Source organism: Streptomyces fildesensis, assembly GCF_016107395.1.
GTDB lineage: Bacteria > Actinomycetota > Actinomycetes > Streptomycetales > Streptomycetaceae > Actinacidiphila > Actinacidiphila fildesensis.
The window spans coordinates 340,873-361,377 of sequence record NZ_JAAIKO010000004.1 but is presented as its reverse complement, the minus strand read 5'-3'; the positions used below and the strand labels follow the sequence as shown (position 1 = coordinate 361,377).

The following is a 20,505-nucleotide window of genomic DNA, read 5'->3' as shown; positions in this document are numbered from 1 at the left end:
GCGCGCGCCGCTGTCCGGGGCAGCGCTTTCGGCCGGTGGCGGGGCGTCGGCCGGTTGCGAGCGTCAGCCGGGGCAGGAGCTGCTGCCACCCAGAGCGGCCATGGCGAGGCCGACCTGCGTGGGCGTCAGGGCGGGCTCGGGCAGCGGGTGGGCGCGCTCGGCGCGGAAGCCGTCGAGCAGCAGCGCGAGATGACGCCGCCAGGCGCGCGGCGCGACCTCCCGGGTGGCCTGGGTGATCCGCGCCTGCGACCAGATGAGGAAGGCCAGGTCCTCGGGCGTGAGATCGGGGCGTACGGCGCCGGCCCGCTGGGCCCGGTGCAGGATGTCGCGGCTGAGCTCGAAGGTGCGCAGCCGCAGCCGTTCCACCTCGGGTGACGACGGCAGCCGCATGGACGCCAGGTCGTTGAACCCCCGGTCGCCGGCCTGCAGCGCGCACATGTCCTCCAGATACCCGGCGAACCCTTCCCAGGGATCCTCGGCGGCGGCCCCGCGCTCGGCCGCCGCCAGCCACTCGGCGAGCTTCTCGGCGAAGATCGCCTCGATGACGTCGAGCCGGGTCGGGAAGTGCCGGTAGAGGGTGCCGATGGCGACCCCGGCGCGCTTGGCGATCGACTCCAGCGGCGCGTCGATGCCGTCCTGCGCGAAGGCGGTGCGGGCGACCGCGATCAGTGCGTCGCGGTTGCGCTGCGCGTCGCGCCGCAGGACACGCTTCGGGCAGCGAGAGCGGTCGGAGTCGGACATGTCCGCCAGTCTACCGAACCGGAGGCATACCTCAGGTTCGGTGGTACGGTATTCAACCTGAGGGAACATGAGGGTTGCCTCAGGTTCGTCCCCACATCCCGGAAAGAGTCCCCGCCATGAACACCGTTCTCTGGGTCCTGCAGGGCGTTCTCGCCGCCGCCTTCCTCGCGTCCGGACTGATGAAGGTCACTCAGCCCAAGGAGAAGCTCGCCGGCACGATGAAGTTCGTGAACGACTACTCGGCCGGGATGGTCAAGCTCATCGGCGCGGCCGAGGTCCTCGGGGCGATCGGCCTGATCCTCCCGGCCGCGACGGACATAGCGCCGATCCTCACCCCGATCGCCGCCGCCGGCCTCGCGGTGACGATGGCGGGCGCCGCGAACTACCACCTCCGCAAGAAGGACGCGGCGAAGGAGGTCCTCCCGTCGGTCGTTCTGCTGGTCCTCGCCGTGGTGATCGCATGGGGCCGCTTCGGGCCGTACTCCTTCTGACCCGGCCCTCGCGTCACACCCTTACGTCGCCGTGATCTTGAGGGTGTGGACGATCTGGTCGGCCGCCGCCGTCATCAGGTCGGCGAGGCCGGGCGCCGTCCAGGAGACGAGGACCATGACCGCGCTCTCGATCCCGGGCGGCCGCACGCCGTAGGTGACCGTCTCCATCAGGGAGCGCTCACCGCTCTGCCCGGTCCCCCGGCCGGCCAGCCCCTGGCGGATGCGGACGGCCGGCCCTGCCGGAAGCACGGCCCGCTCCACCTCCGGCTCCTGGAAGTCACCGGTCGCGAAGACCTCGGTGATCCAGTCCAGCGTGATCGACGGCACCTTGTCGTCGGGGTGGACGACATCCACCTCCAGCACCGCGAGCGCCTCCTCGAACCCCTCCGGATACAGCCCGAACGCGAACACCGGCTCCCGCCCCCGGCTGTCGGCGGCCCGCTCCCGCAGGTCGTACATGAGCGCGTCGGCGTCGACCTCCGCCGGCGCCGCCGCGAGCTTCCCGGCCTGCTCCAGCGCCCACGCGCCGAGGTCGATGCCCGGCTCCAGGGGCAGCGGGATCCAGTCCTCGGGACATTCGATACCGACGTTCCACGTGTCGTCGTTCACTGGCTCATGCGCTCCACTTCAGGGACAGCGCCACGGCGTCGAAGAGATCCGCCATCGCGTCGGCGATCGGGTCGAGGGGCGTGGAGAACGACAGCAGCAGATACGCCTCCGAGCCCGGCACCGGCACGTGATAGTCCACGGACGTGACCGGCAGCGCGCCGCCGGACGGATCGTCCGCCGCCGGAACCGTCCGGGCCCTGGTCCGCACCGACGAACCGGCCGGCAGGTCCTCGACCGTCACCTGGTACCCGTCAGGACCACCCCGCTCCGCCAGAAACCCGGCCAGGTCGTCCACCGGCACCCCCGACCCCAGGCTCTCCTGCGGCACCAGCGTGACCAGCAGCGACGCCGGAACCGTCAGCGCACCGGCCGACTGCAGGCTCATGTACAGCTCGATCCCGCCGTTCCGGTACGCCTCCAGCGCCCGGCCGCGCAGCTCGTCGCGCACCTGCTGCTTGATGATCGGCGCATCGTCGATCCCTCGGAACTGCCGCTCCACGAGCGCGTCGACCGCGCCCTCCCGCCGCTCCGGATCGAGGTCGATCCGGAACCAGCCGTCCGGGAGCAGGAGTTGGTAGTCACTCGGCGAATCGGCCGGTGTCATGAACGTGGCTCCTGTCGAGAAGTGTTGTCCGGCGCCTGGCCCTGGGCCGGGCGGTCGAGTCGCAGGCGGCTGCGCAGGCTGTGGGCGGCGAGGGGGACGAGGATCCCGCAGAGGGCGAGCGAACCGAGCGCCGTGCCCGCCGCACCGGCAGAGGGGTGCCCGCCGATCATCCGGGCGCACCCCAGCAGCGAGAGCAGCGCCATACCGAGCACCGGCCAGGTGCCCCCGCCGCCGAGCACGGTGGCCGGGAACCGCGAGGCCTGACGAGCGGTGGCCGCTGGCAGGGTCGTCATCAGACCGACATCCGCCTGGCCCACCGGGCTTGCGGGCCACCGCTCCTTCTTGCCCTGTACACGGTCATTGACGCCGCGTCCGGTGGAGCTCCGCAGCTGTGTCCAGCGCGCCTCGCCTTCCGGCCCGCCGAACCACGGTTCCCAGGGCAGAACGGCACGGATTTCTCCGCCGGGTCCCTGGAACTCGACGCCCAGCGGTGTCCCGTTCGCGCTCTCCAGCACCCGGACCAGTGCGGCCACCCTGTGCGGACCCGAGCGCGCCAGCCAACGCTCGCGCCCGAGGCTGTCCACCAGGACGATGTCGCGTTCCTGCACCCGGACCGCCGCCGTTGCGCAGAACCGTACGCTCGCACCCGAGCCGGGCAGCGGGTCGGGGGCGATCCGCGACTCGACGGGAGGGACATCGGCGCGGCGCTCACGCAGCCGGGCCTGCAGCCGTGCGGCGAGGTTCAGCACCGGCATCACCAGGGCAGCGGCCGCCGTCACGACCCACAGTTCCCGCGGCGGATTCCCGACCGGGAAGATCGCGACGGCAAAGGCCAGGAACCAGACGGCCATCACCGCCCCCCGGCCGAGGGTGTTCCACCGGGGAAGCAGACGGCCAGGGTTCGCATACGTGGCGTTCCCGGCCCCGGACCGGGCAACCAGCTCGTCCTCGCGGTCGCGCACCGTGCGCACCGGAATACCGGCGTCCTTCAACAGCGGGGCGAGTCCGGTCAGTTCCAGGATCCGGAAGTCACGGTCCGGGCGGACTCCGCTCAGCACCGGGGACTCCGGAAGCCACGGCTCCACATCGATGCGCAGCACGCGCCTGCCGTCGCCGTCCTGAAGCTCCACGAAACCCCAGGTGCCGGGACGCGGCGGCACCGTCATGCTGCCGTCGATCCACGGCCCGACCGCGTCCACATGGACGGCGCGTTCGATGCCGCCCGGGCCGGTCGCGTAGCGGCGCTCACGCCCGTCCCGGGTACGGACCACCAGTTCGCGTCCGTCCCGGTGGATCCGGGCATTGCGGACAATGTCCAGGCCCGGATGCCGCCGGGCCGACGGCCGCAGCGCCGGCTCCGCGATGCCCGCGGTCCCGTTCCCGACAGGTACCAGCTGCGGATCAGTCACCGATCTCCCTGACTGTGGAGTCCTTCAGTCCCAGCGCGTCACCGGCGCCGGCCTTGTCCGCCGCGTCGATGCCCGAGGCGATGCCGGTCGCACCGATCCATATCCTGGTCTGGGTCTTGAAGACGTCCGCCCCCGCGTGGACCGCGCCGTTGGCGATGTTGCCGACGTTGGCGCGGGCCAGGTTGGCCGCGTCCGTGGCGAGTCCCGTGTCGCCCACTGCGGCGCGTACGCCGGTCCAGGTGTTGCCGTGGAACAGCTGGGGAACGTCGCGGAAGGCCTTGAGGTCCTTGACGCTCTGCCAGCTCTCCTTGGCGATCTTGACGGGATTGACCGCGTCACCGACGCGGCCCCAGCCGGGGAACCAGCCCTTCGGCGCGTTCTTCATGGCGTTCGCGGCGTCCTTGCCGCGGGCGGCTCCGCCGGACTCGCGGTTGGCGATCTTCCAGGCCTTGGCCACCTGTTTCTGGTACGCCTTGGTGCCCTTCTTCAGACCGTTCGCGACCGCGCTCTCCATGATCGATTTGTAGCGGGCCGAGCGCGCCAGCGCCCGCGTCCCCGCCGACGCGCCGCGCGCGCCCGCGATCGCGCCGCGGCCGATGCCGAAGGTGGCGAGGCCCACGACGTCGAGGGCGACATCGAACCAGTTGCCGTCGCCGGACAGCGCCAGCAGGACGTGCGCGACGAGCGAGACGAGCGTGGCGACCAGGGCGATCGTGCCGAGGATGCCCGCGAGGGCCTGGCCGATGATGGGGATCCAGCCGACGAGGAGCGAGAGCGTGCCGCAGATCGTGGCGACCCAGCCCGCGATGTCGGCGATCTTCCCGATGATGTCGGCGTGCTCGTGGACCCAGCCCTTGAACTTGTCCCAGCGGCTGTCCTTCAGGCCGTCGTGGTCGATGGCGTGGCGGATCGCGTCGGCTGCCGCCTTCGCGGCGTGGTCGCGGATGTCCTTCGCCCGCTGCAGGTCCTTCTTGGCCTCGCCGATCGCGCCCGCGGCGGCGTCCTGCTTGGCCTTGAGCTTGACGGCCGTCGGGTCGTCCTTGGGGGTGTCGGCGGGCTGTTGGGAGATCGCCCGCTGCGCACCGGAGTGCTCGGTGTCGGCGTCCTGGGCGTCGCGCAGGGCCTTGTCGGCGATCTTCTGCGCACGGTGCAGCTCGCGCGCGTACGGGCCGCCGGTCACGCCGTCGCCGGCGTCCTCCCCGAGGGCCTTGGCCGCCTCGTCGTAGCGGTGGAACGCCTTGCGGAGCTTGTCCGACGCCTTCGACGCCTGGTCGCGGAACTCGTCCGCGGCCTTGCCCTTCCAGGCCTCGACGGAGGCGAGCGCCTTGATCTCGCGGGCCTCGCGCTCGATCGACTCCGCCGTCTTCCGCAGCTCCCGGCCCAGCCGGGCCACCGTGTCCGGGTCCCCCGGGACCGGGTCCCCCGGGACCGGGTCACCGTGCTCGCCGAGGACTTCCCAGCCGTACGAGGGGCGGGTCATTTCTTGTCCTCCCCGCGCAGCGCCTTGGCGAGTTCGGAGTCCACCTGGTCGTATGTGTCCGCCGCCTGTTCGGTGATCTTGGCGAGCTTCTCCAGTTCCTCCGTCAGCTTCGTCCGGTGGACCTTCCAGTTGCTGCCGAAGTCATGGAAGACATCCGTGAGGAGGTCGGAGCCGATCTCCGCCCGGCCGTAGCCGTCCGCCGGGTTCGCGTGCTTGTCGAACTCGTCGTGGACGCGCTTGAGCGCGGCCGAGCACTGCCGTATCCGTAGCGTGTCCGCAGCAAGATCCGGTTCCCCCATGGCTGTCCTCCGCTGACCTCGAGCTGGAAAAGACTTGTACAAGTCTTGGGCAAGATCGAAGCAGGGTATCAACGCAGCGCCAAAGGGGCAGCAACGAAGCATCAAGGGAGCGGGATTCAGCGGCGCTTCGGCACCGGGACGCGCATCAGGTCCTCCGCCACGGTCAGTTCACCCTCGAAACCGGCCTCGCGGGCCTGGCGGCCGAAGAGGGCGGGGTCGGTGTAGCGCTGGGAGAAGTGGGTGAGGACGAGGTGGCGGACGCCGGCTTCTGCGGCCACCTGGGCGGCCTGGCCCGCGGTGAGGTGGCCGTGGTCACGGGCGAGGTGTTCGTCCTCGTTGAGGAACGTGGACTCGATGACGAGGAGATCGCAGCCCTCGGCGAGGGCGTGAACGCCGTCGCAGAGGCGGGTGTCCATGATGAACGCGAAACGCTGTCCGGTACGGACCTCGCTCACCTCGTCGAGGGTCACCCCGTCGAGCACCCCGTCGCGCTGCAGCCGGCCCACGTCCGGGCCGGTGATGCCGTGTGCGGCGAGGCGCGCGGGGATCAGACGGCGGCCGTCGGGTTCGACGAGGCGGTAGCCGTAACTCTCCACGGGGTGCGAGAGCTTGGCCGCGGACAGGGTGAAGGCCTCCGTGGTGGCCAGCACGCCGTCCGCGGCGACCGGCTCCTCGGTGATGACGGCCGTCTCGCGGTAGGCCGTCGAGTAGCGCAGCCGCTCGAAGAAGTGCTGCCCGCTCGCGGGGTAGTGGGCCGCGATCGGGTGCGGGACGCGGTCCAGGTTGATCCGCTGGATCACCCCGGCCAGGCCGAGCGAGTGGTCACCGTGGAAGTGCGTGACGCAGATCCGGGTCAGGTCGTGCGCGGCGACGCCCGCCAGCAGCATCTGGCGCTGGGTGCCCTCCCCCGGGTCGAAGAGGATGCCCTCGCTGTCCCAGCGCAGCAGATAGCCGTTGTGGTTGCGGAGCCGGGTGGGGACCTGGCTGGCGGTGCCGAGCACCACGAATTCACGGATGGACAAGGCGGTTATCCGGGGGGCCACTCAAGGCCGCGCCCACCGAGGACATGCGCGTGCGCGTGGAACACGGTCTGGCCGGCGCCCGCACCGGTGTTGAAGACGATCCGGTAGCCGCGGTCGACGGTCTTCTCCGCCGCCGCCACCTCGCCCGCCTCGCGCAGCACGTCGACGGCGGCCTGCGGGTCGCCGGCCGCGAGCGCGGCGGCGTCCGCGTAGTGCACCTTGGGGATCACCAGCACATGCGTGGGGGCCTGCGGATTGATGTCGCGGAACGCCACCGTCGTGTCGGTCTCGCGGACGATCGTCGCCGGGATGTCCCCGGCCGCGATCTTGCAGAACAGGCAGTCCGCCTGAGGTTCTCCCGCCACGGGTGCTTCTCCCTCTTCGCTCGTTGCAACGTTGGTCGTCGAAAGGCGCATCGTATCGGCCGGGCCCCGCCCGGCACGGTCAGGACGGGCCCTACGGCATGGGCGGCGGTGTCTTGGCCGGGTGCTCCGCGAGGGACGCCAGGGCCAGGTCGACGGCGGTGTCGAGCTGCGGGTCGGTGCCCGCGGCCCAGTCCTGCGGGCGCTGCAGCACCTCGACGTCCGGGTCGACGCCGTGGTTCTCGACGTCCCAGCCGTAGCCCTCGAGCCAGAAGGCGTACTTGGGCTGGGTGACGGCCGTGCCGTCCACCAGGTCGTACCGGCTGTCGATGCCGACCACGCCGCCCCAGGTGCGGGTGCCGACGACCGGGCCGATGTTCAGGGCCTTGATGGCGGCGTTGACGATGTCCCCGTCCGAGCCGGAGAACTCGTTGGCGACGGCGACGACCGGCCCGCGCGGCGCGTCCAGCGGGTAGCTCTGCGGGCGCAGGCCGCGCGGAAGGTCCCAGCCGACGATGCGGCGCGCGAGCTTCTCGATGACGAGCTGCGACGTGTGCCCGCCGCGGTTCTCGCGGACGTCCACGACCAGGCCCTCGCGGGCGACCTCGACCCGCAGATCGCGGTGCAGCTGCGCCCAGCCGAAGCCGACCATGTCCGGGACGTGCAGATAGCCGAGCCGGCCCCCGGAGCGCTCGTGGACGTGGGCCCGGCGGCCCGCGACCCAGTCGTGGTACCGCAGCGGCTCCTCGTCGGCGAGCGGTACGACCACGACGTACCGGACCGGGCCGCCGTCCGCCGGGGCGACGGTCAGCTCGACGGGCTTGCCCGCCGTGCCGGTCAGCAGCGGGCCGGGGCCGGCGACCGGGTCGACGGCGTGTCCGTCGACCGCCAGCAGGCTGTCGCCGGCGCGCACCGCGACCCCGGGTGCGGCGAGCGGGGAGCGGGCCTGCGGGTCCGAGGACTCGCCGGGCAGCACCCGGACGAACTGCCAGCGGCCGTCCTCCGCGCGGGCGATGTCCGCGCCGAGCAGGCCCTGCCGGGTCAGTGCGTCCCGGTGGCCGCCGGGCGGGGTGACGTAGGCGTGCGAGGTGCCGAGTTCCCCCTGCACCTCCCACATCAGGTCCATGAGGTCGTCATGGGTGGCGGCACGCTCCAGGACGGGCTTGTAGCGCTCGCCGACCGCGTTCCAGTCGACGCCGCTCATGTCGGCACGCCAGAAGTTGTCGCGCATCAGCCGGTGCGCCTCGGCGTACATCTGCCGCCACTCGTCCTGCGGCCGTACGGTCACCCGGATCCGCGACAGGTCGACGGTGATGTTCGCGTCCGAGTCGTCGTCGTCCGACGACTTGCTGTCGGCGGGTACGACGCGCAGCCGGCCGTTCGCGGCCAGCAGCACCTTGGTGCCGTCACCGGTGACCGCGAAGTCCTCGGCGTCGTCGGCGAGTTCCTCGACGCGCAGCTGCTTGAGGTCGTAGCGCTCCAGGACGCTGCCGGGCGGCTGCGCCTCGGGCGTGGCCAGGGCGGTGCCGAGGGTGCCGACCAGCGGGTGGCGCAGCCACAGCAGGCCGTTCTTGGCGGCGGTCAGCGAGGTGTAGCGGCCGGCTTCGACGGGGAACGCGACGATGCGGTCGGCGATGCCCTCGAAGTCGACGCGGGTGGCCGGGACCCGGGGGCGGTCCTCGCCGTCGGTCCCCCGGCCGTCCTTGCCCGCGCTGTCGCCGTCGCCCTCGGACTTGTCGTCCTTGGCCTCGTCGTCCGGCTCCTCGACCGGGCGGCCGTGCCGCTGCGGGCCGAAGGGCGACGGGGTGGTGGCGGCCAGCGTGATCAGGTGCGGGCGGCAGGCGTTGGGGAAGGACAGGTCGAAGACATGGGCGTCGTAGACCGGGTCGAAGGCCCGCTCGGACAGGAACGCGAGGTGCTTTCCGTCCGGGGTGAACGCGGGCGCGTAGTCGTTGAAGCGCAGCGGGGTCGCGTCGGCGACGGACAGGTCCGACGTCGCGGCGATCCTGAGCTGGCGCAGCGGGTCGGGGCCCGGGTGCGACCAGGCGAGCCAGGCCGAGTCCGGCGAGAACGCCAGACCGGTCACATCGCCCGCGTCGCTGGCCGCGACCTCGCGCACCTCGCCGGTCTGCGTCTCGACGAGCAGCACCCGGCCGTCGTGCGAGGCGACGGCGATCCGGTGCCCGTCCGGCGACACCTCGAGCTCCAGGACGCGGCCGAGGCGGCCGGCCGCCAGCCGGCGGGGCGCGACGCCGGGCGCCAGACCGGCCGCAGGGGAGAGTTCGAGGGCGTCCTCGCCCTCCGCGTCGGTGACCCAGACGACCTGCTGGTCGCCCTCGCCGCCGAAGGTGCGCGGCAGCCGCGTCCGAACCCCCGGCTCCGCGGCGAGCGCGCGCGCCGGGCCGCCCCGGTGGGTGACCCAGTGGGTGGTGCCGCGGACCTCGACGGCGCTGCCGCGTCCGGTGTGGTCGGGGCGGGCGTCCCCGAGGTGGTGCGAAGCGCGGACCGGGTGCGGCTGCAGGTCGGTGCGCTGGCCGCCGAGGCGGACCGCGAGCGGGCGCGGCGTGGCCGACTCGAGGTCGTCGAGCAGGTGGAGTTCACCGGCGGAGCTGTAGACGACGCGGGTGCCGTCGGTCGCGGCCTGCCGGGCGTAGAAGCCGTCGAGGGGGGTGTGCCGGCGCAGGTCCGAGCCGTCCGGGAGGCTGGAGTAGAGCGCGCCGGTGCCTTCGTGGTCGGAGAGGAACGCAACGCGCCCCCGACCTTCGGCCGGGGGTACCCGCATCTCGCTTCGCTCGCCGACCCAGAGCGGGGATTCGAGGTTGCCGTCGAGGTCCGCGTGCAGCCGCTCGAAGTCGCCGCCGCCCGTCAGGTCGATCCACAGCTTGCCCGCCGTGCCGCCCCGGTAGCGCTTCCAGGCCGCGGCCTCGCGGCCCATCGTCGCCGACTGCAGCAGCACCGCGCCCCCGGGCCCGTAGGCCAGATCGCCGACCGGTCCGTACGGCAGCGTGCGCGCGGGGCCGCCGTCCAGCGGCAGCGCCCGAGCCCAGGTGCGGCGCAGCGAGGGCTGGCCCTGCGTGCTGATCGCGACGACCTCGCCGTCCGGCGTCCAGCCGCGCACCGAGGTCTTCGCGCTGCCCCAGTGCGTCAGCCGCCGTGACGGGCCGCCGTCGACGGGTGCCACGTGCACCTCGGGCGCTCCGTCGCGGGTGGAGGTCCAGGCGACCGTCGTTCCGTCCGGCGAGATGCGCGGATGGTCGACCGGCATGTTGTCGGCGCTGACGCGCCAGGCACGCCCGCCGTCGAGCGGCGCCACCCAGACGTCGTCCTCGGCGACAAAAGCGACCAACTCACCGTTTACATGCGGATACCGGAGGTACGAAGGCTGTGTCACTCCGCCACATTAACCATGATCGAGGACGCGAACGAGCGCTTTGTCTTCAGCTTCTGGCGGATGCGGCGGAGGTTTTGCCGGACGGGCCGGACGTCGCCGAGCAGTCGCCCAGTCCGTTCACGTCGAAGACCGTACGCTTGCCGACCTGCGCGGTAAGCCTGCCGCGCACACAGCGGCCGTCGAGTTGCTCGGTCACCCGGCCGGTGACGGTGATCTTCTGCTTGTCGGTGGTCTCGCCCTGGCAGTCCACGGACGCGACGCCCTTGACCGGTGCGCCGGACGCCCGGGGGCTCGCCGTGCCGGAGGCGGTCGTGGCGCCGTCCACGGAGGCGTGGCACGACATCCACTGCACATTGATCCCGTGGTCCTTCAGGGCTCGGGTGCCCAGCTGGTCCGTGGTGATCGACACCGCCGAGGCGGTCATCCCACTCGCCGGATCGCACGCCACCACTCCGCCGAACGCGGCCAGTGCGAGGCCTCCGGCCACTCCCCACTGCTGTAAACGCTTCATACCGGCAGGGTCCCGCCGTCCTGCGCGGCGCACATCGCCCACACGACGTAGAACGCCCCTTACGGGACCGGGATTTCGCCACACATCCGGCAGTCTTCGGCGTTCTTCGAGCGTCCTTCGATCCCGTCGACCGGACCGGTCAGGACCAGCGGCCGGTGCGCCCGAGGAGCAGCGCGGTCGCGGCGACCCCGGCGGTGGAGGTCCGCAGCACGGTCGCGCCCAGCCGGTACGGCTTGGCCCCGGCGGCGGCGAAGGCGGCGAGCTCGTCGGGCGAGACCCCGCCCTCCGGGCCGACGACGAGCACGATGTCGCCCTCGGACGGCAGCGCGGCGTCGGCCAGCGGCGCGGAGCCCTCCTCGTGCAGGACGGCGGCGAAGGCCGCCCCGCCGAGCAGACCCGCCAGCTGCCGGGTCGTCATCAATTCGGTGACCTCGGGGAACCGCAGCCGACGCGACTGCTTCGCGGCCTCGCGTGCCGTGGAACGCCACTTCGCGAGCGCCTTGGCACCCCGGTCGCCGCGCCACTGCGTGATGCACCGGGACGCCGCCCACGGCACGATCGCGTCGACACCGGTCTCCGTCATCGTCTCGACGGCCAGCTCACCGCGGTCGCCCTTCGGCAGCGCCTGGACGACGGTGATCCGCGGCGCCGGCGCCGGTTCGGTGCGCAGCTCGGAGACGGCGACCTCCAGCCGGTCCTTGCCCTCGACGGAGGCGACCACGCCGTACGCTCCGACACCCTCGCCGTCCGTCAGGACGATCTCCTCGCCGACCGCGAGCCGCCGCACGGACACCGCGTGCCGCCCCTCGGCACCGGACAGCACGATCCGGCCGCCCTGCGACCCGTCCCGCAACTGCCCGGGTTCGACGATGAATACCGGCGCGGTCATCCGAAAGCCTTCCGTGCTGCGTTGAGTTCTTCCATGAGCACGGCGACGAGTTCGCCCGCCAGCAGGTCACGGGCCAGCCGGTGTCCCTGCCCCGCCCACAGCGCCATCGCCTGTGGATCTCCGGCCGCCGCTGCGGCCTTGCGGATGCCCGCGGTCAGATGGTGGATCTGCGGATAGCCCGCGGGCGCGTACGGCCCGTGCTCCCGCATGAAGCGGTTGACCAGCCCGCGCGCCGGCCGCCCGGAGAACGCCCGGGTGAACTCGGTGCGCGCGTAGACCGGGTCGGTGACGGCGCGCTTGTGCAGCGCGTTGGCCCCGGACTCGGGACAGACGAGGAAGGCGGTGCCCAGCTGCGCGGCGTCCGCGCCCACCGCCAGAACGGCCGCGATCTGGTTGCCGCGCATCAGCCCGCCCGTCGCGATGACGGGCAGCTGGACGGCGTCGCGGACCTGTGGGACGAGCGACAGCAGCCCGAACCCCGCGTGGTCCAGCTCCGGATCGTCCCGGTGGGTGCCCTGGTGGCCGCCCGCCTCCGTCCCCTGGACGCACACCGCGTCGGCACCCGCCCACTGGGCGGCGAGCGCCTCACCGGGTGTGGTGACGGTGACCACGGTGTACGTCCCGGCCTTCGCGAACGCGTCGAAGACCGGCCGGTCGGGACAGCCGAACGTGAAACTGACGACGGGGACCGGATTGTCCAGCAGTATCGAGACCTTGGCGTCGTACGCGTCGTCCTGTCCCGATTCGGGGTCGCCGAGCGGCGTGGAGTACCAGGCGGCCTCGCCCGCGAGCTGCTCGGCGTAGACCTCGACGGCGGACCGGTCGGCGGTGTCGGGCTGCGGCGTGAAGAGATTCACGCCGAAGGGGTTCGACGTCAGGTCGCGCAGCTGCCGGATCTCCTCGTACATCGCTTCCGGCGTCTTGTACCCGGCGGCGAGGAATCCCAGGCCGCCGGCGTCACTCACGGCCGCGGCGAGCCGCGGGGTGGACCCGCCGCCGGCCATCGGCGCCTGGATGATCGGGAACGCCGAGAACGACGAGAGATCGGTCAACGCGGACATACGCCCATCGTTTCACGCCGGGCGGGCCCGAACAGGTCAGGCCCGCCCCATGGGGCACCCCCGGCCGGAGGCTGGGGGACGGTCGGAGCCGGCGCCCCGCTGGAGGAGCCGGCGCCCCGCTGGACGCCGGCGGCGGTCTCAGCGGCCGTTGAAAGCGTCCTTCAACCGGGAGAACAGCCCCTGCTGGCCGGGCTGGAAGTGACCGGTCGGCCGCTCCTCGCCACGCAACTTGGCCAGTTGCCGCAGCAGGTCCTCCTGCGCGGCGTCGAGCTTGTTGGGCGTGATGACCTCGACGTGCACGATCAGGTCACCCCGGCCGCCGCCCCGCAGATGGGTCACCCCGCGCTGGTGCAGCGGGATCGACTGGCCGGACTGGGTACCGGGCCGGACGTCGATCTCCTCCATGCCGTCGAGCGTCTCCAGCGGGCACTTCGTGCCCAGGGACGCCGCCGTCATCGGGATGGTGACCGTGCAGTGCAGATCGTCGCCGCGCCGCTGGAAGGTCGGGTGCGGAAGCTCCCGGATCTCCACGTACAGGTCGCCGGCGGGGCCGCCGCCGGGGCCGACCTCGCCCTCGCCCGCCAGCTGGATGCGGGTGCCGTTGTCGACGCCCGCCGGGATCTTGACGGTGAGCGTACGGCGGGACCTGACCCGGCCGTCGCCCGCGCACTCCGGGCACGGGGTCGGCACCACGGTGCCGAAGCCCTGGCACTGCGGGCACGGCCGCGAGGTCATGACCTGGCCCAGGAAGGACCGGGTGACCTGCGAGACCTCACCGCGGCCGCGGCACATGTCGCAGGTCTGCGCCGCCGTGCCGGGCGCAGCGCCCTCGCCGGAGCAGGTGCCGCACGTCACCGCCGTGTCGACCTGGAGGTCCTTGGTGGTGCCGAAGGCCGCCTCGTCCAGCTCGATCTCCAGCCGGATCATGGCGTCCTGGCCGCGCCGGGTCCGCGACCGCGGACCGCGCTGCTGGGACTGCCCGAAGAAGGCGTCCATGATGTCGCTGAAGTTGCCGAAACCGGCTCCGAAGCCGCCCGCGCCACCGCCGCCGGAGGACGACAGAGGGTCGCCGCCCAGGTCGTAGACCTGCTTCTTCGCCGGGTCCGAGAGCACCTCGTACGCGGCGTTGATCTCCTTGAAGCGCTCCTGGGTCTTCGGATCCGGATTCACATCCGGATGCAGCTCGCGCGCGAGGCGGCGGAAGGCCTTCTTGATCTCGTCCTGTCCGGCGTCACGGCGCACGCCAAGGACCGCGTAATAGTCCGTGGCCACCTACGACTCCGCCAGGATCTGTCCGACGTAACGTGCCACTGCGCGTACCGCTCCCATCGTTCCGGGGTAGTCCATGCGGGTCGGTCCGACCACACCGAGTTTGGCGACTGCCTCGTCGCCCGAACCGTAGCCGACCGCCACAACGGATGTGGAATTCAAGCCCTCGTGAAAATTCTCATGCCCGATCCGCACGGTCATGCCCGAGTCGTTGGCCTCACCGAGGAGCTTGAGGAGCACCATCTGCTCCTCAAGGGCTTCCATCACCGGCCGGATCGTCAGCGGGAAGTCGTGGTTGAAGCGCGTCAGGTTCGCCGCGCCGCCGAGCATGATGCGCTCCTCGGTCTCCTCGACGAGCGTCTCCAGCAGCGTCGCCAGCAGGATCGACACCGACGGCCGGTCGTCGTACTCGAAGCCGTCCGGCAGATCCGCCACCAGCGGCGGGACGTCCGCGAACCGGCGGCCCACCACCCGGGCGTTCAGCCGGGCCCGCACATCGGCGAGCAGCGTGTCGCTCATCGGCGCCGGGCAGTCGATGAGCCGCTGCTCGACGCGTCCGGTGTCGGTGATGAGGACCAGCATGATCCGGGCCGGGGCCAGCGCCAGGAGCTCGACGTGCCGCACCGAGGAGCGGGTGAGCGACGGGTACTGGACGACGGCGACCTGCCGGGTGAGCTGCGCGAGCAGCCGTACGGTGCGGCCCACCACGTCGTCGAGGTCCACCGCGCCGTCCAGGAAGTTCTGGATCGCGCGCCGCTCGGCGGACGTGAGCGGCTTCACCCCGGCCAGCTTGTCGACGAACAACCGGTAGCCCTTGTCCGTCGGGATCCGGCCCGCGCTGGTGTGGGGCTGGTGGATGTAGCCCTCGTCCTCCAGCGCCGCCATGTCATTGCGCACCGTGGCCGGCGAGACGCCCAGGCCATGGCGCTCGGTGAGCGCCTTGGAGCCGACCGGCTCCTCCGTGCCCACATAGTCCTGGACGATGGCGCGCAGTACTTCGAGTCTGCGTTCGCTGAGCATCGCGCACACCTCCAGCCGTAGATCCCGCACCAGCACTGCCGTGGCCTGGCACTCATCCGATACGAGTGCCAGCATCCCCCGCAGTCAGTGTACGGCGGAGTAGCAAGGCCCCGGCAAGGGTCGCAACGGTAGCGCGCGGGGAGGGTCCCCCGGCGATAGCGTCACAGGGTGGATACCGCAGAGTCCGGCGCCGACGGCTGGGAGCACCTGGCTCCCGGCGTCGCCCGCCGCCGTCTTCCCTTCCTCGACGTCACGATCGGCCTGGTCGTCGGTGACGAGGGCGTGCTGCTCATCGACACCGGCTCCACCCTCGCCGAAGGCGCTCGACTACGGCTGCAGGTGCGGGAACTGACCGGCCGCCCTGTGACGCACATCGCTCTTACCCACGGCCACTTCGACCATGTCTTCGGCACCGCCGCCTTCTCCGGAGTGCGGGTGTACGGGCACCGGGCACTCGACGGCCGGCTGGAACGCGGGCGCGACGCGCTCCGCGAGGACGCGGTCACGCACGGCGTCGACCCCTCGGCGGCAGCCGAGGCGGCGGACGTCCTGGTGCGCCCCGACCGGCTCGTCGACGACGGCTACGAACTCGACCTCGGCGGCGGCCGCACCGCCCGGCTCTTCCACCCCGGCACCGGCCACACCACCCACGACCTGGCCGTGTACGTGCCCGGAACGCCCGCCGTCGTGTTCTGCGGCGACCTCGTCGAGGAGTCCGGCGAACCACAGGCGGGCCCCGACGCCGTCCCGGCCGCCTGGCCCGCCACCCTCGACCGGCTGCTGGCGGTGGGCGGCGGGACCGCCGTGTACGTCCCCGGCCACGGCGCCGCCGTGGACGCCCGCTTCGTCCGCGCCCAACGCGACGCCCTGACGGCCCGGTTCACCGCGTCGTAGTCCCCGCCCAGGACGCTGTCCTCGATACGATCCGCCCATGCGCAGCAGAGAATACGGTCCCGACCTCACCCCTCCCTGGCTGCGATCTCCCGGGTGATAACCCCCGTACCCCCAGCAAGCCCACGTCCGCGCCAGCACCTGAGCAGAATGGCCCCCATGCGCAGCAGAGAGTACGGTCCCGACCTCACCCCTCCCTGGAAGAAGAGCGTGCCCGCGCCCGAGGTGGCGGCGGAGCCGGATCTGGTGGTGGAGGAGGTCTCGACGGGATTCTGCGGGGCGGTGATCCGCTGCGAGAAGACGGCGGAGGGCCTGACCTTGACGCTGGAGGACCGCTTCGGCAAGCACCGGGTCTTCCCGATGGAGCCGCGCGGCTTCCTGCTCGACGGCAAACCCGTCACCCTCGTCCGCCCCCGCACCGGCGGCCCCGGGGCGCAGCGCGGCCCGCTGCTGTCCGCGTCGGGCTCGATCGCGGTGCAGGGCGCCCGCGCGCGGGTGGCACGGGCCGGGCGGATCTACGTGGAGGGCCGGCACGACGCGGAGCTGGTCGAGCGGGTCTGGGGCCACGACCTGCGCGTCGAGGGCATCGTCGTCGAGTACCTGGAGGGCATCGACGACCTGCCGGCGATCGTCGCCGCGTTCTCCCCCGGCCCGGACGCACGCCTCGGCGTCCTCGTCGACCACCTGGTGCCCGGCTCCAAGGAGTCCCGGCTCGCGAGCCAGGTCTCCGGCATCGACGACGTACTCGTCGTCGGCCACCCCTACATCGATGTCTGGGAGGCCGTGAAGCCGTCCTCCGTCGGCATCCCCGCCTGGCCCTCGGTACCACGCGGCCAGGACTGGAAGACCGGCGTCTGCGAGGCACTGGGCTGGCGTGAGACCACGGGCGAGGCCTGGCAGCGGATCCTGGCGTCGGTCCACACGTACAAGGACGTGGAACCGGCACTACTGGGCCGCGTGGAAGAACTGATCGACTTCGTCACCGCCCCCTGAGCCGGCCTGCCCACGCGGCACCCCATCCAGCCCGTGCGCCACGGCCCCGTCCAGCCCGTCCGGCGTTTGAGGACAAGGGGGCCCGGGGGCTTGCCCCCGGTTTCGGGAAGGGGCGGGGTCGGGGAACAGCCCCGCAGGGCCCCCACGCCCACCCCCACCCGCTCAGTCGACCAGGTCCCGCACCACCGCGTCGGCGAGCAGCCGCCCCCGCAGCGTCAGAACGGCCCGCCCGTCGGCGTAAGGACCGGCCTCCAGGAGACCGTCCGTTACCGCCTTCGCGGCGGCCGCCGCCCCCGCCGGCGCCAGCAACCCCAGCGGGCACCCCGCCGCAAGCCGCAACTCCAGCAGGATCCGCTCGACGCGCCGGTCCTCGTCCGCGAGCACTTCCCGTCCCGCGCCAGGGCTGCGCCCCTCGGCCAGCGCCTGCGCGTACGCGCCCGGATGCTTGACGTTCCACCACCGCACGCCACCGACGTGGCTGTGCGCGCCGGGGCCCGCGCCCCACCAGTCGGCGCCGGTCCAGTACAGCTCGTTGTGCCGGCAGCGGCCCGCTTCGGTGGTCGCCCAGTTCGACACCTCGTACCAGTCGAATCCGGCCGCGGCGAACCGCTCGTCGGCGATCAGGTACCGGTCGGCGTGCACGTCGTCGTCGGTCATCGGCACCTCGCCGCGGCGGATCCGCCGCGCCAGCTGGGTGCCCTCCTCGACGATCAGGGCGTAGGCGGAGACGTGGTCGGGTCCGGCGCCGATCGCCGCGTCCAGCGAGGCCCGCCAGTCGTCGTCCGACTCGCCCGGTGTGCCGTAGATCAGGTCCAGGTTGACGTGCTCGAAGCCGGCGGCGCGCGCCTCCGCGACGCAGGCCTCCGGCCGGCCCGGGGTGTGTTTGCGGTCCAGGATCTTCAGGACGTGCTGCTTGGCGCTCTGCATACCGAACGAGATCCGGTTGAAGCCGCTCGCCCGCAGCTCCGCCAGATAGGCCGGGTCGACGGACTCGGGGTTGGCCTCCGTGGAGATCTCCGCGCCCGGCGCGAAGCCGAACTCGGCGCGGATCGCGGCCAGCATCCGGACCAGGTCGGCGGCCGGCAGCAGCGTCGGGGTGCCGCCGCCGACGAAGACGGTCTCGACCTGGCGCGGGTCGTCGCCGAGCACCTTGCGGGCGAGCCGGACCTCGTCGATCAGGTAGTCCGCGTAGTTCTCGCGCGAGGCGAGCACCCCGCCGGAGCCGCGCAGCTCGCTCGCGGTGTAGGTGTTGAAATCGCAGTAGCCGCAGCGGGTGGCGCAGTACGGGACGTGCAGATAGAACCCCAGCGGCCGGGCGCCCGCCCCTGCGAGCGCGCTCGCGGGCAGCGCCCCGTCCTCGGGCATCGGCTCACCATCAGGCAGTACGGAAGGCATGACCCCATTGTCCGCCCCCGGCGGCGGCGCTCGTCCCACTCACTCGGGGACGAGCGCCATCGCTCCTGCTACGCCTCGCGCGATCCCGCGTACATGTCGTCGATCAGCGACTGGAACTCGCGCTCGACGACCGGCCGCTTGAGCTTGAGGCTCGGGGTCAGGTCGCCGTGCTCGACGTCGAGGTCGCGGGGCAGCAGCCGGAACTGCTTGATCTGCTGCCAGCGCTGCAGGTCCTCGTTGACCCGCGCCACATAGCCCTCGATCAGCTCGCGGGCCTGCGGGGAGGCGACGACCTCGGCGTAGCTCCGGCCTTCGAGCCCGTTCTCGGTGGCCCAGCCGAGGATCGTCGGCTCGTCCAGGGCGAGCAGCGCGGTGCAGAAGTTGCGGTCCGCGCCGATCACCAGGACGTTGCTGACGAACGGACAGACCGCCTTGAACTGGCCTTCCACCGCGGCGGGCGCGATGTACTTGCCGTTCGAGTTCTTGATGATGTCCTTCTTGCGGTCGGTGATCGTCAGGAAGCCGTCGGCGGACAGCTCCCCGATGTCACCGGTGTGGAACCAGCCGTCGGGCTCCAGGACCTCGGCGGTCTTCTCCGGCAGCCCGTGGTAGCCCTGCATGATGCCGGGGCCGCGCAGCATGATCTCGCCGTCCTCCGCGATCCGGACCTCGAGGCCGGGCAGCGGCTTGCCGACGGTGCCGGTGCGGTACGACTCGCCGGGGTTGACGAAGCTGGCGGCGCTGGACTCGGTGAGCCCGTAGCCCTCCAGGATGTGGATGCCGACGCCGGAGAAGAAGTAGCCGATCTCGGGCGACAGCGCGGCGGAGCCGGAGACGCAGGCGCGCAGCTTGCCGCCGAACGCCTCGCGGATCTTGGCGTAGACGAGCTTGTCGGCCACGGCGTGCTTCGCGGAGAGCCCGAAGGGGGCGCTGGCCTTGCCGGTGAGGCGCAGGTTGTTCTGGGTGACCTTGGCGTACTCGCGGGCCACTTCCGACGCCCACTTGAAGATCTTGTACTTGGCGCCGCCGCCCGCGCGGGCCTTGGCCGCCACACCGTTGTAGACCTTCTCGAAGATCCTGGGCACTGCCGCCATGTAGGTCGGCTGGATCAGCGGCAGATTGGTGATGATCTTGTCGACCCGGCCGTCCACGGCGGTGACGTGGCCGATGGTGATGTGGCCGGCGGTGAGCACCTTGCCGAAGACGTGCGCGAGCGGCAGCCACAGGTACTGGACGTCGTTCTCGTCGAGCAGGCCGACCGACTGGATCGCGCGGGCCATGTAAGCCCAGCAGTCGTGCGGCAGCCGCACGCCCTTGGGGCGGCCGGTGGTGCCGGAGGTGTAGATCAGCGTCGCGAGCTGGTCGCGGGTGATCGCGCCGACGGCGTCCTTGACCGCCTCGGGGTGCTTCTCCAGGAACGCCGCGCCGCGCCGCTCCAGCTCGTCGAGCGAGAGCACCCAGCCGTCACCGGAGCCGTCGGCGTCCTCGACACCGGTGGCGTCGATCACGACCACATGGGCCAGCTCCGGAAGCTCGGCGCGCCGCTCGCGGGCCTTGCCGACCTGTACGGCGTCCTCCGCGATCAGCACCCGGCTGCCGGAGTCCGCGAGGATGAAGGCCGTCTCGTCGGCGTTGGTGCTGGGGTAGATCGTCGTGGTGGCCGCACCCGCGCACAGCACTCCCAGGTCGGCGAGGATCCACTCGACGCGTGTCGCGGAGGCGATGGCCACCCGCTCCTCGGAACGGATCCCGAGGTCCATCAGACCGGCCGCGATGGCGAACACCCGTCCCGAGGCCTGGCCCCAGGTCAGCGAACGCCAGCTGTCCGGGCCCCCGGCCGCGTCGATCACGGGGTAGCGGTATGCCTCCGCGTCGGGAGTCGACTCCACCCGTTCGAGGAAGAGTGTCGCCACGGATGGCGGTCGGGTCTCGATCAGCGTCTGTGTCTCTGTCACGACATCCTCCGGGCCCGCGCCTGCTCTGTTAACTCACCAGTAACCTCTGCGTCGCGATCAGAGTAGAGGCCCATCGCCCGGCGCGTAAGGGGCTCAGGGCCGCTCGTTGCAAC

At 72.0% G+C, this 20,505-nt stretch carries 19 protein-coding genes; 3 read left to right on the top strand and 16 right to left on the bottom strand.

Annotated features, from left to right (window positions below):
- Window positions 1-63: 63 nt before the first annotated feature.
- Entirely contained in the window at window positions 64-741 is a 678-nt protein-coding gene (locus C6N31_RS09530) for a TetR/AcrR family transcriptional regulator (protein ID WP_164293992.1), read from the bottom strand.
- 116 nt (window positions 742-857) lie between these two features.
- Here C6N31_RS09530 and C6N31_RS09525 point away from each other — a divergent pair, with 116 nt between their 5' ends.
- Window positions 858-1,232 (top strand): DoxX family protein, encoded by a 375-nt coding sequence (locus C6N31_RS09525; RefSeq protein ID WP_138353176.1) that lies wholly within the window; start codon window positions 858-860, stop codon window positions 1,230-1,232.
- A gap of 21 nt (window positions 1,233-1,253) precedes the next feature.
- Here C6N31_RS09525 and C6N31_RS09520 read toward each other — a convergent pair whose 3' ends face one another.
- From C6N31_RS09520 to hrcA, 13 genes are all read right to left on the bottom strand, one after another.
- The gene (locus C6N31_RS09520; RefSeq protein ID WP_198357387.1) at window positions 1,254-1,841 is read right to left on the bottom strand and encodes a hypothetical protein; all 588 of its coding nucleotides are present in this window, start codon (window positions 1,839-1,841) and stop codon (window positions 1,254-1,256) included.
- 4 nt (window positions 1,842-1,845) lie between these two features.
- Window positions 1,846-2,445, bottom strand: a complete 600-nt coding sequence (locus C6N31_RS09515) for a hypothetical protein (protein ID WP_138353174.1) — start codon at window positions 2,443-2,445, stop codon at window positions 1,846-1,848.
- Window positions 2,442-3,854, bottom strand: coding sequence for a hypothetical protein (locus C6N31_RS09510; RefSeq protein WP_198357386.1), 1,413 nt, complete (start codon window positions 3,852-3,854; stop codon window positions 2,442-2,444). Before C6N31_RS09510 ends, C6N31_RS09515 begins: the two co-directional genes overlap by 4 nt.
- Entirely contained in the window at window positions 3,847-5,334 is a 1,488-nt protein-coding gene (locus C6N31_RS09505; RefSeq protein WP_198357385.1) for a putative T7SS-secreted protein, read from the bottom strand. The genes C6N31_RS09510 and C6N31_RS09505 overlap by 8 nt, the downstream gene beginning before the upstream one ends.
- Window positions 5,331-5,633, bottom strand: coding sequence for a hypothetical protein (locus C6N31_RS09500; RefSeq protein ID WP_138353172.1), 303 nt, complete (start codon window positions 5,631-5,633; stop codon window positions 5,331-5,333). Before C6N31_RS09500 ends, C6N31_RS09505 begins: the two co-directional genes overlap by 4 nt.
- A 116-nt stretch (window positions 5,634-5,749) precedes the next feature.
- A complete protein-coding gene (locus C6N31_RS09495; RefSeq protein ID WP_138353171.1) occupies window positions 5,750-6,655 on the bottom strand; it encodes a ribonuclease Z in 906 nt (301 codons plus the stop codon).
- A gap of 5 nt (window positions 6,656-6,660) precedes the next feature.
- Window positions 6,661-7,020: a histidine triad nucleotide-binding protein gene (locus C6N31_RS09490; RefSeq protein ID WP_138353170.1), complete on the bottom strand. Its 360-nt coding sequence runs from the start codon at window positions 7,018-7,020 to the stop codon at window positions 6,661-6,663.
- Window positions 7,021-7,111: 91 nt separating this feature from the next.
- Window positions 7,112-10,408 (bottom strand): S41 family peptidase, encoded by a 3,297-nt coding sequence (locus C6N31_RS09485; RefSeq protein ID WP_198357384.1) that lies wholly within the window; start codon window positions 10,406-10,408, stop codon window positions 7,112-7,114.
- 46 nt (window positions 10,409-10,454) lie between these two features.
- Window positions 10,455-10,919, bottom strand: coding sequence for a hypothetical protein (locus C6N31_RS09480; protein WP_138353168.1), 465 nt, complete (start codon window positions 10,917-10,919; stop codon window positions 10,455-10,457).
- 139 nt (window positions 10,920-11,058) lie between these two features.
- Window positions 11,059-11,808 (bottom strand): 16S rRNA (uracil(1498)-N(3))-methyltransferase, encoded by a 750-nt coding sequence (locus tag C6N31_RS09475; RefSeq protein WP_138353167.1) that lies wholly within the window; start codon window positions 11,806-11,808, stop codon window positions 11,059-11,061.
- Window positions 11,805-12,869 carry a nitronate monooxygenase gene (locus C6N31_RS09470; RefSeq protein WP_198357383.1) on the bottom strand — a complete coding sequence of 355 codons (1,065 nt, stop codon included), beginning with the start codon at window positions 12,867-12,869 and terminating at the stop codon, window positions 11,805-11,807. Before C6N31_RS09470 ends, C6N31_RS09475 begins: the two co-directional genes overlap by 4 nt.
- A gap of 138 nt (window positions 12,870-13,007) precedes the next feature.
- Entirely contained in the window at window positions 13,008-14,141 is a 1,134-nt protein-coding gene (gene dnaJ / locus C6N31_RS09465; protein ID WP_138353165.1) for a molecular chaperone DnaJ, read from the bottom strand.
- Window positions 14,142-15,158, bottom strand: a complete 1,017-nt coding sequence (gene hrcA, locus C6N31_RS09460; protein WP_138353257.1) for a heat-inducible transcriptional repressor HrcA — start codon at window positions 15,156-15,158, stop codon at window positions 14,142-14,144. It abuts the gene before it with no gap.
- 168 nt (window positions 15,159-15,326) lie between these two features.
- On the opposite strand from hrcA, the gene C6N31_RS09455 reads away from it, so the two are divergent.
- Both C6N31_RS09455 and C6N31_RS09450 read left to right on the top strand, forming a co-directional pair.
- Complete coding sequence (locus tag C6N31_RS09455) at window positions 15,327-16,052, top strand: MBL fold metallo-hydrolase (RefSeq protein ID WP_138353164.1); 726 nt, start codon at window positions 15,327-15,329, stop codon at window positions 16,050-16,052.
- Between the two features lie 156 nt (window positions 16,053-16,208).
- The gene (locus C6N31_RS09450; protein ID WP_138353163.1) at window positions 16,209-17,042 is read left to right on the top strand and encodes a DUF3097 domain-containing protein; all 834 of its coding nucleotides are present in this window, start codon (window positions 16,209-16,211) and stop codon (window positions 17,040-17,042) included.
- A gap of 162 nt (window positions 17,043-17,204) precedes the next feature.
- On the opposite strand, the gene hemW is transcribed toward C6N31_RS09450, so the two are convergent.
- Window positions 17,205-18,437: a radical SAM family heme chaperone HemW gene (hemW, locus tag C6N31_RS09445; protein WP_198357382.1), complete on the bottom strand. Its 1,233-nt coding sequence runs from the start codon at window positions 18,435-18,437 to the stop codon at window positions 17,205-17,207.
- Window positions 18,438-18,505: 68 nt separating this feature from the next.
- Window positions 18,506-20,392 (bottom strand): AMP-dependent synthetase/ligase, encoded by a 1,887-nt coding sequence (locus tag C6N31_RS09440; protein ID WP_198357381.1) that lies wholly within the window; start codon window positions 20,390-20,392, stop codon window positions 18,506-18,508.
- Window positions 20,393-20,505: the final 113 nt, after the last annotated feature.